Source organism: Butyrivibrio sp. WCE2006 (genome assembly GCF_000701985.1).
Taxonomy (GTDB): domain Bacteria; phylum Bacillota; class Clostridia; order Lachnospirales; family Lachnospiraceae; genus Butyrivibrio.
Map to the genome: position 1 here is coordinate 43,110 of NZ_JNKH01000009.1, position 16,194 is coordinate 59,303.

General features: G+C 38.3%; 9 protein-coding genes. 1 reads left to right on the forward strand and 8 read right to left on the reverse strand.

The annotated features are described in order from the left end of the window. Nucleotides 1-93: 93 nt before the first annotated feature. From T501_RS08185 to T501_RS08220, 8 genes are all read right to left on the reverse strand, one after another. The gene (locus T501_RS08185) at nucleotides 94-636 is read right to left on the reverse strand and encodes a hypothetical protein (protein ID WP_044914246.1); all 543 of its coding nucleotides are present in this window, start codon (nucleotides 634-636) and stop codon (nucleotides 94-96) included. Then, nucleotides 633-2,900 carry a YfhO family protein gene (locus T501_RS08190; RefSeq protein WP_050008202.1) on the reverse strand — a complete coding sequence of 756 codons (2,268 nt, stop codon included), beginning with the start codon at nucleotides 2,898-2,900 and terminating at the stop codon, nucleotides 633-635. The genes T501_RS08185 and T501_RS08190 overlap by 4 nt, the downstream gene beginning before the upstream one ends. A 71-nt stretch (nucleotides 2,901-2,971) precedes the next feature. Beyond that, nucleotides 2,972-4,114, reverse strand: a complete 1,143-nt coding sequence (locus tag T501_RS08195; protein ID WP_044914247.1) for a glycosyltransferase family 4 protein — start codon at nucleotides 4,112-4,114, stop codon at nucleotides 2,972-2,974. Continuing rightward, on the reverse strand, nucleotides 4,111-6,348 hold the full coding sequence (locus T501_RS08200) for a glycosyltransferase (RefSeq protein ID WP_050008203.1): 2,238 nt from the start codon (nucleotides 6,346-6,348) through the stop codon (nucleotides 4,111-4,113). Before T501_RS08200 ends, T501_RS08195 begins: the two co-directional genes overlap by 4 nt. Nucleotides 6,349-6,394: 46 nt before the next feature. Next, nucleotides 6,395-7,687: an ABC transporter ATP-binding protein gene (locus tag T501_RS08205; RefSeq protein WP_044914248.1), complete on the reverse strand. Its 1,293-nt coding sequence runs from the start codon at nucleotides 7,685-7,687 to the stop codon at nucleotides 6,395-6,397. A 73-nt stretch (nucleotides 7,688-7,760) separates the two neighbouring features. Beyond that, the gene (locus T501_RS08210) at nucleotides 7,761-8,543 is read right to left on the reverse strand and encodes an ABC transporter permease (RefSeq protein ID WP_026510164.1); all 783 of its coding nucleotides are present in this window, start codon (nucleotides 8,541-8,543) and stop codon (nucleotides 7,761-7,763) included. 88 nt (nucleotides 8,544-8,631) lie between these two features. Beyond that, the gene (gene cps2T, locus T501_RS22525) at nucleotides 8,632-11,013 is read right to left on the reverse strand and encodes a beta 1-4 rhamnosyltransferase Cps2T (RefSeq protein ID WP_330377023.1); all 2,382 of its coding nucleotides are present in this window, start codon (nucleotides 11,011-11,013) and stop codon (nucleotides 8,632-8,634) included. Between the two features lie 66 nt (nucleotides 11,014-11,079). Then, nucleotides 11,080-12,657 carry an O-antigen ligase family protein gene (locus T501_RS08220; protein WP_044914250.1) on the reverse strand — a complete coding sequence of 526 codons (1,578 nt, stop codon included), beginning with the start codon at nucleotides 12,655-12,657 and terminating at the stop codon, nucleotides 11,080-11,082. A 920-nt stretch (nucleotides 12,658-13,577) separates the two neighbouring features. On the opposite strand from T501_RS08220, the gene T501_RS22530 reads away from it, so the two are divergent. Next, complete coding sequence (locus T501_RS22530) at nucleotides 13,578-16,187, forward strand: response regulator (RefSeq protein ID WP_442856358.1); 2,610 nt, start codon at nucleotides 13,578-13,580, stop codon at nucleotides 16,185-16,187. The last annotated feature ends 7 nt before the right edge of the window (nucleotides 16,188-16,194 follow it).

Genomic DNA, 16,194 nt, shown 5'->3' on the forward strand with positions numbered 1-16,194 from the left:
TTATATCGAAACGTTACCACTACAAGAAACAAGCTTTCTTTATTAGTTTGTTTCTTGTAGACTTATCTATTGCACTCGATTATTTATCCAACACTATTGCTGGTGATTGGCAATCCATTCATTAAACTTATTTTCAGTACTAATAAGTTTTTTACCAGCTTCATTCTCAAGATAAATAAATATTTCGTATTCGTTTAAATCTGTATTTATATCCTCACTAAATCGTACTTTTGCTTCAAAACCTGACTCATCATATTTCGTTCCGTCATAAAAATAATATGTAACGTCTTTTCGCATCTGTCGTATCGTAGGAATTAAATAGTAAATCCCGGTATCTGTGTTTTTTAATACAACCTTAATCTTATCTGTCCCTTTAGATTCAATATTCTTTTCAACAACCCATCCTTTTATATCTATATAGTCACTACTCTTTTGCTTAAATTTACTTACATTTTGTATTGAAAAATCTACTCCACTATCCTTGGTAAGTATTTGCATATCTGTTGCTGTAAATTGAACAGTCTTACTATTCCAAAAAGCATATCCAACACATAACAGTAGCACTATTATTAGCACTATTTCAAGAGCAATCACAATATTGTTCTTTTTGAATAATCTATCCTTCCCTTGGTTCATGATGTACTCCTATTTCGAAAATATGTTATAAAGAAAAAGGCAATAAAAAGCATCCATGAAACTACAGATAACACAATTCCAAGCTTAAGACCATATGTGAAATATGAGAATTTTATTGAATGCTTTCCTTTTGGCACCAAAAGTAGCATCATCCCTCCGGAATCAATAATAGTTGCTTTCTTGTTGTCTATTGTTGCTGTCCATCCCAGATCATTTGGAACAGAAAAATAAACAATTTTGTCAGTATCATAATCTGAAGTACACTGAAATCCATGCGCATCTCTACTAAAGTCTTTTACTGCATTTTTTTCCGCATCTGTTATTAAATCATCAATCGGCCCCTCATAATCGATAGAATTTACATCTATATGATTCATATATGAACGAACTTTATCTTCATCTGATGAAAAAATAACTGCCCCATGCATCAAAGCTATGCCTCGCTGCTCCTTAGGTAACGAAAACAATTCATTGGCAAATAAATAATTGTCCATCGCAACACCTATCGGAAAAGCCTTTCCTTCAGTAACATATAAAGAAGTTTTACCGTACTTTACTGAATCTATAATATCCGCAGCTTTCTCATCGAATGTAATCCCATATTTCCCGCTTAATAGTTGTGGCAAACCTTTAACGCTAAGTCTTTCTTCGGTCGAAACACCATTATCTATATCTAACAAAATGTTAAAGTCGTGTGATGAGTTCTCTATAGTAGAACTAAAAACACCTATACCTGCTGCTTCACTTGTAAGTGTATTAACATTATCTACGGAATTATATCTATACTGATCGTTGATTTTGGGTAGATTAATTGAAGCTTTATATTTCTCAATATATTCTTGCGTATCAGTATCATACCTATAATAATGTAATGTTAATCCAGTAGTCACAACACAATATGCTATTGTCAGTAACAGTATTGCCTTAAAGTAGAATCTATTACACCTTAGAATCAAATCCAATACTATTGGTCCCAAAATAGCCAGCACAAAATAATATGTAAATCTATCATCAAAGAATATCATCTGGTCTTTATTGCTATTCCAAGGTACATATCTAATGCATAAGTAAAACACAATTGTAGCAATAACGTATACAAGTACTCCATCAGACATAAAATAGTCTTCCGGATTTTCCAAAACTTTAACCGTGGCAAGAGCCATGACAAGAACTAGCATATACCACCAACGTTGATAAGCAGCTGTAAAAAGCAAAAATCCGGATTGTGCAAATGGAAATAAAGTTATCCCCAAAAGTACTATCAAGAGTTTCTGTAACCAACCTCTGTCTTTCTTAATGAATCCAATTACACAAGCCAATCCAAATAGAGGCAAATAACATGATGTAGACGTCCATCTTTTGAGAATAACCGCATTATTTGCCCTCATTGCATCCCCTGGCAATAAAATACCTTTTATCAAATACAATAGTGATTTTGAGTCATATACAAAATTCGACAAGTACAAACCCATTTCGCTTCTAGTATTCCCTGTAATATATAGTATACTTGGGATAAATAATATTGAAGCCATCCCCACACCAAGCATACCACATCCAAAACAAACAATCAGTTTTCTAATATTATCTTTAATTGGTTTGCCCCAGAATCTGAACACAAAATAAATTGCCATAAATATTACTTCTTGTATAAAAAAGAAATAATTAACCAGGCAATTTATAAAAATCACAAAAATAAATAATGGTCTTTTTTTCTTATCATCAATGGTCTCCATACCCCAAAGTAATAATGGAAAAAAGGCTACAACATCATGGAAATGAAAAAATTCAAGATTTACAGTTTGAAATCCGGAAAATGCGTAAATCAGAGCCCCTATAAGCGCATAATCAGCTCTGTCCTCTGAAAAGCCCTTCGTAAACAGTCTCAAATAAATGTATGATGTCAAACAGGCTATGACATATTTAAAGATATATAGTGGTCCTGCTAAATACGGAAAGGTTCCCTTTGGAAACATTAAATAAATCCAATAAAACGGACTTCCTAAATTATAAAAGCTAAATCCCCCAATAACCGAGGATCCTAAATCCAAATTCCAGCACCACTGCCCACCTTTACCATATCTAACAACATTCCAAACTGCCTGTGCAAAGGTCATCTGCTGAGAATTGAAATCATCGCAAACCAAGAGTACACCATTGTCACTAAATATAAAATATCCAAAAATCATACAAGCCGTAATAAAGCCTATGATTGCACACCATAATATCCCACTTGGTTTTACACATTTTAACCTTAATAAATTCACGATTAGTATCCCCTCCAAATATCACTTTCGCTTTATTAAATATTGATTTTATCAAATCAAACATTCAATAACTAAATATTATTTTTCATAATATTGCTATATTCCTTACTTATCTTCTCAGCAATATCATCCCAGGAGTACTTCTCTCGTATAAGATCAGCCCCTGCGATGCCAACGTTTCTCCAGTTTGACTCGTCTTCAATAGTTCTTTCCATAGTCTCCATAAGGCTACCAGCATTTCCTGCCTCGCAGACGTAACCTGTCTCTCTGTCCTTAACTATTTCGGTAAATGCCGGAATATTGGTTGCTATTACAGGTTTCTTATATGCATATGAGAGCTGAATAACTCCGCTCTGATATACATCAAGATATGGCAGAACGGCAATATCACAGGCTGAGTAGTAATATCCCACTTCTTCATCAGGTATGAATCCGATATCAGTCTTAAGATTTTTATCTGTCAGTCCGTATCTGTCTATAACTTCCTGATATATGCCAAAGTCATCCTTCCAGACGCTTCCCGCAATCGCAAGATATATATCGTCACGTTTCTTAAGCAGCTCCCCAAAGGCTTCAAGAAGAACTGCAACACCTTTTACCTTTTTTATCTGCCCAAAGAACAGAAATACCTTTTTATCCTTTGGTATACCAAGGTGTTCCCTCGCCTTGTCTTTTTCATAAATGTCAGCAAAATCAAGGAAATTCCCATGTGGGATATATGAAACTTTATCCGCACACTCAGGGAACAGCTCCTTAAACCTTGTTACATTCGTCTTAGCCTGAACAATTATTGCATCAGCTGCCTCATAGATTTTCCCATGATAGTATCTGTCATAGAATTTCTCATTAAAAGGCAGTATATCATGCACTGTAACAACTATTCCGGCGCCCTGTGCTTTTAACCTTTTTATGTAATGATAATCCATTGGAGAAAGCTGAAACCACTGCAAATGAACTATATCCGTATTGTTTGCTTTTTGCTTTTTACAAATGTATCTATATGATTTTATGTAATTGGTGACTTTATCCAGTTTTGATACATCTTTCCTGGAGGTATTAAATGCCTTGTGACAGGGGCACTTACAATACTCATTATCAGACTTATCATCGATGACGAGCTCTATATCGGTGCCCAGTGTCTTTAACGCATTAGCCAGGCTATAGGTATATTTATAATTAACCTTCGCAATTTGATCAATTAGTAGTATTTTCATATGTCTATATCAAGTCTCAGGATATCCTCAGCAGCCTTAGAAGTGAAGTTCTGCTCTATAAACTTCTCGCCTGCATCAGACATCTCTCGAAGCTTGTCATAATCCTCATAGATTGAGCAGATGTAATCTGCCATTTCCTGTGCATTATCCACAACATACATATTTTCCATTGTGGCATCAAGTCCCTCTGCACCGATTGATGTTGTAACAAGAGGAATCTGATAGTAAGCAGCTTCTACAACCTTGCCCTTTACACCTGCACCGAATCTAAGCGGCACTATATCTATTCTGGTGTTCTTATACATTTCGGCAAGTTCTTCATCGGAAAGGAATCCGTCGATAATTATGTTATCGCTGGCAAGAGACATTACTTCTTCATTTGCCTTGCTTCCGACAACATGCCACTTAATGTCAGGATACTTCTTAACGATGAGAGGCATAACCTCTTTACCAAACCACATTACAGCATCTATGTTCGGCGGATGTCCGAATCCTCCCACATACATAAGGTCCTGTCTCTGAGAGAAGTCTTTCCTTATTCCCTCCGGCTTATCATCATATATATAAAGAGGTATATTTCTTATAGGCTTGTCCGGGAATGCCTTCTGCATTATTCCCTGTTCAAAGCTTCCAACCACATGTCCAACGTCTGCCTTTGAGAACAATTCGTACTCAATCTTCTTCCATTCTTCAGCAGATGCAAGCTTCTCCTTCTTGCCGGTGATCTCATATTCACGCTTTTCTCTTATATGATGAAGATCGTGAGCGAAATATATTATCTTAGCATCACCACAGTACTCTTTTATAAGATCGATGTACTTAATGGAGATATGCGGTCTCTGAAGGTATATATAGTCAAAGTACTTCAGGTTTTCTTTCAAAAATTCCTGCCAATTGTTATTGTAGTAGTTTCCGTATAGTACCTCAATTCCAAGCTGGTTAAGTGTAGTAGTATAAGGCTCATGTTTATAGAAGTTGTCACCTATAAAGGTCACCTGGAATCCCATTTTCACAAACATCTTAAGGTACATGTATGTACATTTGCAGCCTGCATCCTGGTCATAGTGCGGAACATACTGGTCTATAACAAGGATATGCTTCTTGTATCTGCTTCTGTCCTTAGCTACAAAGACATTCTCACCATTCTTGAAATGATCTTTTTCAAGAACATCTTTCCACTTCTCGTAGAATTTCTTGGCATTTTCTACCTGATATGCCTTTTGTCCCGATGTAAGGTTAGTACCATTTGATACGCCTTCAAAATGAACAACAACTGATGCCGGCTGATAGACAACCTTGTAGCCATGCTTTCTGACTTCAAAAGCAAGGTCAGTGTCCTCGTAGTAAGCAGGAACAAATCTCTCATCAAAGCCGCCAATCTCTTTCCAAAGGCTGCTCCTGATCATGATAGCCGCACCCGAGATGTAATCAGCCTCTTTCACATAGCAAAACTCAGGTCCATTGGGATTCTTTCTGTTTCCGTAGTTCCAGGCTGATCCGTCATTCCAAAGAATTCCGCCTGCCTCCTGAAGATAACCTGTAGGATATATGAGCTTTGAACCAACCATACCTATAGTCTCATCATCCATAAGCTTAACCAGTTCATCCAGCCAGTTCTCAAGTACCTGGGTGTCATTATTAAGGAAGAGAATATATTTTCCTCTTGCCTGTTTTGCTGCATTATTACAGTTTAGGAGGAATCTCAGATTCTCCTTATTCCTTATATGATTTACTCCCTTTACCACCTCGTCAAGTCTGGTAGTAAAGTCAAATGAGTTATCATCAGCAATAATTATTTCATAGGAAATATTATTTGTCTGCTCTTTTATTGATTTCAGGCAGTGATATGTATAATCAAACTGATTATATACCGGTATAACTATAGAAACCGTGGGATTATCATAATGGTTGAAACTAATTGGTTCCAATCCTTCAAGCTTCTTAATCTTTTTAATTTTATACTCTTTAAGTAAAACAACACCTTTATTCTCAATTCTGTTATCATCGATGTCTTCAACATATCTGTATCTTAGAAAAACACCTTCCATGCCTTCCTTTTTAATAGTTCTGATAAAACTCTTAATGTGTCTCGGACTAAGCGCGCTCAGTATAAACGCAGGATGTAACACACATCTTCTTATTACCTTTGCAAAGAAAAGTCTCCTGGATCCCTGCGGAAATAATTTATATTTTAATGAATCCTTGTTTGAATCATTGTCGTTTGTTGTTCCCATTTCTACTCCTCATATATAGACAAATTTTTTATGATATTCCCAAAGTCTATTTATATACGTCAACCTTACCCTTCTGCAGGTAAATTGTTCCGGGGATATCATATTCCCTCATTGGTACTCTGAATATGCAGACATCATCCATCCAGCACATCTGGACATGGTCATCCTGGAATCCGTTAGCGATTCCAACGGTGACGGTATAGCCTCCCTTATTCAGCTCAGGCAGCTTAAAAGTAAACTCAACCTCGGCTTCTCCCTCAAGAGCAGGAAGTTCAACTCCTATAGTATTAGTATTTATACCTATGACCTCGTTGCCAAGTCTGTCCCTGATTCCAAGTCCCATTATAGGTCTGTTCGCCATCTCATTAAACTTAACCTTGGCAATGAACCTGAATACATCTCCTGGCTCAAAAACGTCGGAAGTTTTATAAAATTCATTGTAGAGGCCGCAATGAGTAAGCGTAACCTGTCCATTTCCTTTATTTTTGATTCCACTTACTACTTCAGGAATGTTCAATCCTCTGTCGTTTTTCTTAAGTGATATATTTCCTTTGGCGGGACGATAATAATCCTCATCGTATGCTGCGTTCTTCTTCTCTTCATCGATTTTGTTAAGGATATACTCCTGATATTTCTGAAGTCCTTCTCCCACATCTCCATCAAATTTGAGTTCGCCATGATCAAGCCACAGAACTCTGTCGCAGAACCTTGTAACCGCTGCAGTATCATGAGTAACAAGAAGAACTGTCTTGTCCTTCATGAGTCTGTCCATGGCTCTGTAGCATTTTTGCTGGAATCTTATATCACCTACAGAAAGAGCTTCGTCAACAATAAGCACATCCGGATCTGAGAAAATCTGTGTAGCGAATGCAAGACGTACAAACATTCCGCTTGAATAGTTCTTTACAGGCTGATTGATAAACTCTCCTATATCTGCAAATTCTATTATTTTCTCCATCTTCTCCTTCATCTCTTCCTGCGAAAAGCCAAGGAGTTTTCCATTCAGATTGATGTTCTCTATACCGGTGTAGTCGGGGTTAAATCCTGCACCAAGCTCCAAAAGGGCGGCAATTTTACCGTTGATATTCATCTCTCCGCTGGTGGCAGTGAGAACTTCCGTAAGCATCTTAAGAAGTGTAGACTTACCCGCTCCGTTAGAGCCTATGATTCCTACCTTCTCTCCTTTTCTTATCTCAAAGGATACATTTTTTAATGCAAAAAAGGATTTATGATAGCTCTTCTTAAATGGGTTAAATGCTTCTTTCAGTCTGTCCATTTCGGACTCATAGAGCTTATATTCTTTAGTTAATTTGTCTGCTTTTACAACAATTTCGTCCATATATTATTCCTTAATCAAAATAGATCTCCACGTTATCCGGATCTAATACAGTTATTACATCTTCACTCAGTAGTTACAGTAAATCAGAGAAATGTATGCGAAGTGTCTTATACACTTTCATACCCAGTAAAATCAGTACTGCAACAACTATCCAGAAATACAGAGTCATCATGGGAGACTGCTGCCAGAAGCCTCTTCCTTCAATAAGGGCATCTCTGTTACCTTCAAAAATATAATAAAGAGGATTAAATCTTAAAACCTTTATTACTTTAGCATTCATTGATTCAGGAGCCCAGAATACAGGAGTCATCCAGAATCCCAACTGCAAAATGATATTTACGAGCTGTGCTGCATCCTTAAAGAATACTGATACCGCACCCACCAGATAAGACAAGCCCACAAGGAGCATCATTACACACAATGAATAATATGGCACGCTGAGCCATGCTATTGTCGGTTTATATCCATAAATCAGATACAGAAAAATCACAAACAGCATCAAAAACAAATGTATGCAAAGTGATGATAAAACCTTAATAATAGGAAGCTGCCATACTTTAAACTTCATCTTTTTTACAAGATAGGAGTACTCGTAAAATACATTTGTTGATGACAATAATCCATCATTGAAAAATGTCCATGGTATATAGCCGGCTACAAACCAGAGTATAAACTGTACATTGTTTACCGGGGGATTCCTAAAGCCCACCTGAAATACATACCAGAATACAAGCACGGTGATAAGGGGCTGTACATATGCCCATACTATTCCCAGCGCTGATCCGGAATATCTTGATTTTAAGTCATTTTTTACAAGGCTTAGGATAAGCTTTATATCTTCTCTTGTTATTTTCATTTTTCTCCTCTATAAACGCTTGTCTATCTCGGTCTAATACAGATACCCTAAGCGCTAATGATATCTGCTCCATTTATAAATATGAGTTTTACCTGAAGACTTTCTCATACTTTCCGGCGATATATTCCCAGCTATAGGCCTCTCTGATCCTGTTCTTGGCCTTCTCGGAATACTTCTCTATCTCGTCGGATGGCATTTTTTCCACCTTATCGATAAGAGATGACAGGCTTCCATACTCTTTGCTCCAGTAAAGAGCGCTGTCTTCTCCACATTCTCTGTTGAATCCCACATCCAGAAGCAGATTCATCTTCGTACTACCAAGAGCCTCCAAAAGGCTGGGGTTTGTTCCTCCTACAGAGTGTCCGTGTATGTATCCGAAAGCATTTTCTCTTATTTTCTTTAAAAGCTGTTTATCATAAACCGTGCCCACAAACCTTATACGTCTGTCTCTGCTGAAGTGAAGAATATCCTCCAGCTCATCCATATAGGTCTTGTTGATATTGGTTATTATCACAAGATTTCTGTCACTTCCGCTCTTCATATACTCGCGGATCATTGTCTCATAATTATTCTCAGGAACAAATCTTCCTACAATAAGCCAGCCAATCTCATTTAATGAATGATCGTGCATCCACTCAGTATACTTGGCATCATCATCAGCAAGCTTACTCTTTTCCAACTCAGCGCCATATGAAATATACGTTGTGTTAGGATTATATGAATCATATGTGGCATTTATATAAGTCTCAATGTTCTTGCTGTCACATATTACAAGATCCGAATGCTTTATCATCAGTCTCTCAGAGATTTTCCAATATCTTCTGATAGCAGGCTTCCAGGTGGATCTCCTCCACTCGTGTCCGTCGGGATTAACGTAGTATTCACCACCAAGCTCATGTATCTTGTTGGCGATAATTCCTATAAAAGGTCCGATTCTGCAGGTAAGCACATAGAGAATCGGTTTCTCAGTCCTGTGTTTTCTGAAATACCTGATACAGTAAGCTGCTGCCATAAGGTCATATACTATCGCCTGAGCAGCACCAATCTGAGGCACATTTATCTTAAAGCAGTGAGCATTGTGATATGTAAACTCACTTTCACTGATAGGCACAGCACCTTTAAGCTTAGTCTCATCCATTGCTCCCTGGCCGTTAGCTTTGCAGGCAACAAGGTATCTTATTTTAACATTGTTAGCATGATATTCTGTCAGTTTATCAACAAAGGTCTCATATCCGCCGTAATTACCAAGACCCTTGGCACCTATAATACCGACTACTACCTCTCCAGCCCTTGAATCGTCAAGTTCAGCGTCTTCCTGAATCCTGGCATCATTCCTTGAAAGCAGGCAATGTGCAAGTATTATTCCATAAGCAATCCAGTTAACCGGATCGTCATATCTTCCTGCTGTGAACATGTATACTGTCACATAGATGAAAAGTGCAAGCGGCAGAATCCCTCCATAAAGAAGCACATATCCGATAAGGAAAATAACTATTCCGAGTACCAGAACACATCCTACGATTCCACCCTCTGCCATGAAGTAGAAGTACGCATTTTTAAAGCCCTCTACCAGCTCTGCCTGACTTAATCTGTCTGAATAAAGGAGCTGTCCGATTCCGGTTCCCTTCCATCCTGTTTCCTTCATGATATCGGAAAATACTCCAACCGGTTCCTTTATCATATAGAAGAGACCCAAATCAGTTCCCTGGATCAAGGATGCAAGTCTAAAGCCATAAGTCGGGGAAATAACAATGATGGATATCAGCACAACAACAATAAATGTGGCGGAAAGAATCCATTTATATTTCGCTGCAGGATCAGCCACAATCTTATCTCTGTTCTTGGCAACATGTGCCATGAGCATTACAGATATGGCAAGTACGAGACAGATCATTCCTCCCATTCCATAAGAAAGCAACATATCAAGAAGAAGGATAAGACCTGCGAGAACTATTTGCCAGGACAATTTATATACAAGAATCTGATAAACACAGATAATAAGTGCAATTCCTGATACAAAGGATAAATACGAAGGCTCTGAATACAGGAGTTTAAGTCTGTTAAGGGAAGTACCTGATACATATTCATCAACCTTCCACAAAACTGAACCCGGAAGCATAAAAGCTGCCAGAGTCATCACTCCCTGACACAGTGCCACGCTGTAAACAAAGGCATGCTGTTCATATTTCTGAAAATTATTAATTACCCAGGATGCAAGGGTTATGTTCAAAAGCGCAGTCAGTATAAACGTCCCGGTCGCAGGAAAATCCATGGTGTGCGTAATCAGCTGTACCACCACTGCATAAACTACAGCAACCAGTGTTGTTCTAACTATCCCTTTCAGCTGTTGTTTTCTGGTTATGATATACCACGCCAGAACCAGAACTGAAAACACACTGATCAGTTCAGGCAGTCCGAAAGCTGCCAGCGACTTATTAAAGACTATTAAAAAACCCAAAATATATTCCATTTATATTTATCCTTAATTTGCGAGGTTTTAATCAAACTTAGATTTTATCAACAAGCCACAGATTGGTCAAGCCATGGCAATGGCAATGAACATATACATAAACGAAGTTCCATACACGTGCTGGAAGCAGAACATGCTGCATACCACATAACCCGTTACAGCAATAAGCCCCATTAAAGCGTGCTTATCTTCTGCTGCCTTTTTCCACATAATTATAAAAGAACTCACAATTATACCTATATATGAAAAACATCCCAGGATTCCGTTCTCAACAATCATGTTCAAATACTCGTTGTGAGCCGTCATGAGCGCTTTTTCACCAAATTCGCTTTCGATTATCACTCTGAGATCCTCAAAAGAATTCAGATACTGCTCATAGCATCCCTGCCCCATTCCGATAAGTTGTCTGAAAAACGGCATTCTGCCAAAGGCCATTACAGCGCATTTCCAGTTGGCCCCTCGCCTGTTCCCCCAGTGTACATCAAAATTAAAAAGGCCTATTCCTGATAATGTCCCTGCCTTTTCAGGATTATTTGTGGTTATTACTATTGCGGCAATGGTCCCTATAACAAGCACGGCACCAATAGCCACCAATGCCCTATATATATTTTTGAAAATACCGGCCTTCCACTCTCTGTTTTTAGTGCAATAGATGACCAAATACAGAAGGATTCCGGCGGCAAGAATCAGAAATCCCACTCCTGTTCTAAGGAGCTTATTGGGTCCGTCATTATATTCGTCAACAAAGGTAAATTTGCCCGTAAATACATGATAAATAAGAAGATATACTACACTCGTGGAGATTCCAAAAGTAATAAGAAGCTCTGAGAATCTTTTCATCAGCTCTCTTTCTCTTATGCATATCCCGAGAATTACAAAAAACTCTCCTGCCATAACAAGAAGAATTGTGTCACTTCCTATCTCCCAGGCTCCGGCAAAAATAAACAACTGAGTGATCACCACGATAGTTCTTCTGAGAAGTCCCTTTTCATGGATGAACATTCCCATGGCTACGCCCATCATTACTGCCAGATAAATACATGCCCAGTTTGTCTGTCCAAGTGTTGATGTAAAAAGATTGAATTTTTTACCCATATCAAGGGGATAGATGTCAAAGCCGTTCAGAATAATAAACAGACTGCTTAGACCCGCACCTATTGAAAAGGCTATGAGTATAAGTAATTTATCTTCAAAATAATGGTATACAAGGAGAGCCGCCAAAAGAATCAGCCCCTGAGATATGATACCCATATGCCAGCTTCCGTTTCCGACAATTGATAAATCACGGTCCACGGAAAACAGCCAGGTTACCATATTAAATAGAAGATGCGCAGCAATAAGGATAATTGGAATCGGATATGAGGTTAGCTTTCTGCCATCCCCCTTTTCAGCTCCCTTACCTGCCACTTTCTCTTTAAATATCCTGCCAAAGACTTTTTCAGCAGTAAAGCATATTACACCTGCCAGAACCAGGAATGCAATGGTAATTCCCCTGTAAAACTTGTATTTTGCATCAGCTATATCGATATATCCGTTATTGTAATATAGCGGCAAAATTGCCAGCATGGCGATCAAATAATAAGTAGTTACATCGCTGCCATACTCATGTATTATCTGTGCTGTTGATTTATCCCTTTGTTTCAAGACTTTTCCTCCGCTTTTCACACTATACGCATTCTATCATATTTTAATGAATACTGCTTAAATACATTCCGTGAAAGATTATAGATTCCTGTTTTTCCTCAGAAAAACGGGAATCGTATTGGACCAGGTCCTCGCGAAGCGAGGGGCGTGTCCTGCCGAAGGCAGGATTTTTGCGGGCGATTTCCGCTTTTGCCCGCAAAAAGTCATGGAAATCTTTATTTGAGATTCCCATTACTTTATAAAAAATTAACCAAATTACATTTTTTCATAATTGATTGACCAAAAACCGATTTGTAAAATTAATGTGGATGTTTATTGATGACTTACAGATTATTGAATGATGATTCTTATATTAACGAGGTCTTCTCATGCCTGATAGATTCAGAAAGAACAAATGGTTAATCAGAACAATATATGTTATCGTTTTCCTCGCACTCTTTTCACAGATGGTGAGCATATATTTTCTGGATAATTATATGTTTGTACATAGACTCGGACTTGATATAAATTTCCGATACCTTCCATTTATTCTAATAGGAAGCTTATTTGGTTATTTTCTTGCTCTGAATGCCTATCTCGTCCTCTTTATTACGGCTGTCTTTTTAAACAGCATGGACGCATTTCTGCTGACTCCTTATATGATAGTTATATTCCTATACTCTATTTTTTCACAGTACAGGTGGTTTAGGACCAAAGAAAAAACTATCAGCGCTTTTATATGCAGTTATTTGGTTTGCCTTATTTTCGAAAGTCTGAATAACGAATATATGATCAAATATGATTTCGAGATGGGGCGGATAAATACCATTCTTAATCACACAACCGGCCCGCTTTTTTCGTGTCTTGTCGGATGTTTTTTCCTATATATATTTTTTAACCATGCACCGGATTTCTTAAAAGGGATTTTTCCTTTAGGTTACATGTACACCCGTGAGTATGTGGAAAATCTGATCCTGCAGAATTCCATAAAAAAGACCCGCATCAGCACTAAAATCAGCACGCTTATCATCATTGAAACTGTGCTATTAAGCGTGTTCTCCATTATTTTTATAAGCATTCTGTTCCCGGATCTGAGGCATATGATGAATGATGGCTTAAGACAAACACGCAAAATAGGGGATGACATTATTTTCAGATACAATAATTACGGTATAGCGTTTACAGTTAAAATGATTTTTATGGAACTGAGCATTGCTGTCCCCATCGCAGCTAATATCCATTTCTATGCAAAAACGAGAATCGGCAGTCCTATTGGGCAATTGTCTAATTATATGCTCAAATTCACCGACACAAACGATGAAAACCGCACAGAATATCTTCAAACCATAAAAAGCAATCCTATCAACACCCATGATGAGATCACAGACTTGTACTATTCCATGATGATCACATTAAATGAAGTAACCGGCTACATTGAGAGAATCAAGGAAGAACAAAAGCTGGAGGAAGATCTGAGAGTCGCTGAAGCTGCAAGTGAAGCCAAGTCATCTTTCCTTTCAAATATGTCCCACGAAATCCGCACGCCTATAAACGCCGTGCTCGGAATGAATGAAATGATCCTTCGTGAAAGCTCCGAGCCTTCGACCCTTGAGTATGCATCCACCATTCAGAGTGCCGGGAACACTCTGCTCTCTCTGGTAAATGACATCCTTGATTTTTCAAAAATCGAAGCCGGAAAAATGGATATTCTGCCTGTGCAATATAACCTTAGCTCTGTGATCAATGACCTGGTAAACATGATCTTTCGCAGGGCAAAGGACAAAAACCTTGAGCTGAAAGTAAATGTATCCGAAAGTATCCCTGATCTTTTGTTTGGTGACGAGATAAGGATTAAGCAGTGTGCTACAAACATCCTTACAAATGCCGTTAAATACACTGAAAAGGGTTCTGTTACACTGGACATCTCGTTTGAAAAGTTGGAAGAATATGATAATTCCGGGAAAGAGAACACTAATGCTAATGACACAAATGATGTGACTGTAAGTTCTTTAAAGGATTCTTCTGTTTCATATGGTGCAAATAATGAAACTATCAGTTCTGTAAAGGATTCTACTGTTTCAAATGGAACAAACTCTGATAAGCCAAAGACTGATAATACTGAATATATCACTGTCGAATCTGAGAATCGAAGAAATTTTGTCGGTAAGATTGCTCTAAAGATACGGGTTATCGACACCGGAATCGGCATTAAAGAAGAGGACATCAATAAATTGTACTCTCCCTTCGAGCGCATCGAAGAAATACGCAATCGCTCAATTGAGGGCACAGGCCTCGGCATGAGCATCGTCAAGAAGCTTCTTGCCATGATGAATACCCGCCTCACCGTCGAAAGTGTCTACGGAGAAGGCTCTGACTTTTCATTTGTCGTAGAGCAGGAAGTCTGCGACTGGGAGCCCATCGGAGATTTTGAAAAGCGTTACAAGGAAACTATCTCTACCAGGAAAAAATATCACGAGAGTTTTGTTGCACCTGACGCCAAAATACTCGTTGTTGATGATACCAGCATGAATCTTACGGTTATTATAGGTCTCCTTAAGAAAACCCTTATACAGATCGTCACTGCAACAAGCGGACGAGAAGCCCTTGGTTTGGTTGCTAAGGAAAAATTTGATCTAATTTTCCTGGATCACAGAATGCCTGATATGGATGGAATCGAGACCCTGGATGCCATAAAGAAGCTTCCCGATAATCCTAATTCTGATACCATGTGCATCGCTCTCACAGCAAATGCCGTTGCAGGCGCCAGAGAATTTTATCTTAATGCAGGCTTTGAAGATTATCTTTCCAAACCTATAGATCCGGCGCGACTTGAAAACATGCTCGCCATGTACTTACCTAAAGATAAAGTACATAAGGCTGATCCATCCGGTTCTGACGAGGCTGAATCCTCCGGAGATTTTAATACCGCCAGTGATAATGGTTCGTCAATTATTAATTTCAACAGTTTTTCCGGAATAAATATGGAAGAAGCCATTAAAAACTGTGGAAGTAAAGAAACTGCTCTCATGGTAATTGATGATTTCAAAATAAACCTTCCGGATAAGTATTCTGCCATAAAAGAATTCGAAAGCACAGATGATATAAAGAATTTCACCATACATGTCCATTCTCTTAAAAGTTCTGCCAGAATAATCGGAGCCGGCAAATTATCAGAACTTGCAGCTGAGCTGGAGATGCTTGGTGATAAGTGGAATGAATCCTCAAAGGATCCGTCTGTGCGGGATACCATCCACGAAAAGGCCATAGTTCTCCTTGATATGCTCGGAGAATACTTGTCTTTCTGGGGACTATCTGCTGATGAATCCTCAAACGAAGAGTCAGACTCAAAGCCCGTTATTTCACCTGATGAACTGGACAGCGCCTTTAATAATATAAAAGAACTCATGGAGGCATTCGATTATGACAATGCTTCAGAAATTTATAAGATGCTATCTGACTATACCATTCCTGCTGATAAGCTGGAAAAATATAACCTTACCGGCAAATACCTTGCCAGTGTTGACCGTGAGAAGCTTTTGGAATTATTGTGAGGACTAA

Excerpts from the sequence above, each read along its gene's own strand:
- T501_RS08200 (WP_050008203.1), bottom strand. The coding sequence starts at position 6,348 with ATGGGAACAACAAACGACAATGATTCAAACAAGGATTCATTAAAATAT.
- T501_RS08195 (WP_044914247.1), bottom strand. The coding sequence starts at position 4,114 with ATGAAAATACTACTAATTGATCAAATTGCGAAGGTTAATTATAAATAT.
- cps2T (WP_330377023.1), bottom strand. The coding sequence starts at position 11,013 with ATGGAATATATTTTGGGTTTTTTAATAGTCTTTAATAAGTCGCTGGCA.
- T501_RS22530 (WP_442856358.1), top strand. The coding sequence starts at position 13,578 with ATGTACACCCGTGAGTATGTGGAAAATCTGATCCTGCAGAATTCCATA.
- T501_RS08185 (WP_044914246.1), bottom strand. The coding sequence starts at position 636 with ATGAACCAAGGGAAGGATAGATTATTCAAAAAGAACAATATTGTGATT.
- T501_RS08210 (WP_026510164.1), bottom strand. The coding sequence starts at position 8,543 with ATGAAAATAACAAGAGAAGATATAAAGCTTATCCTAAGCCTTGTAAAA.
- T501_RS08205 (WP_044914248.1), bottom strand. The coding sequence starts at position 7,687 with ATGGACGAAATTGTTGTAAAAGCAGACAAATTAACTAAAGAATATAAG.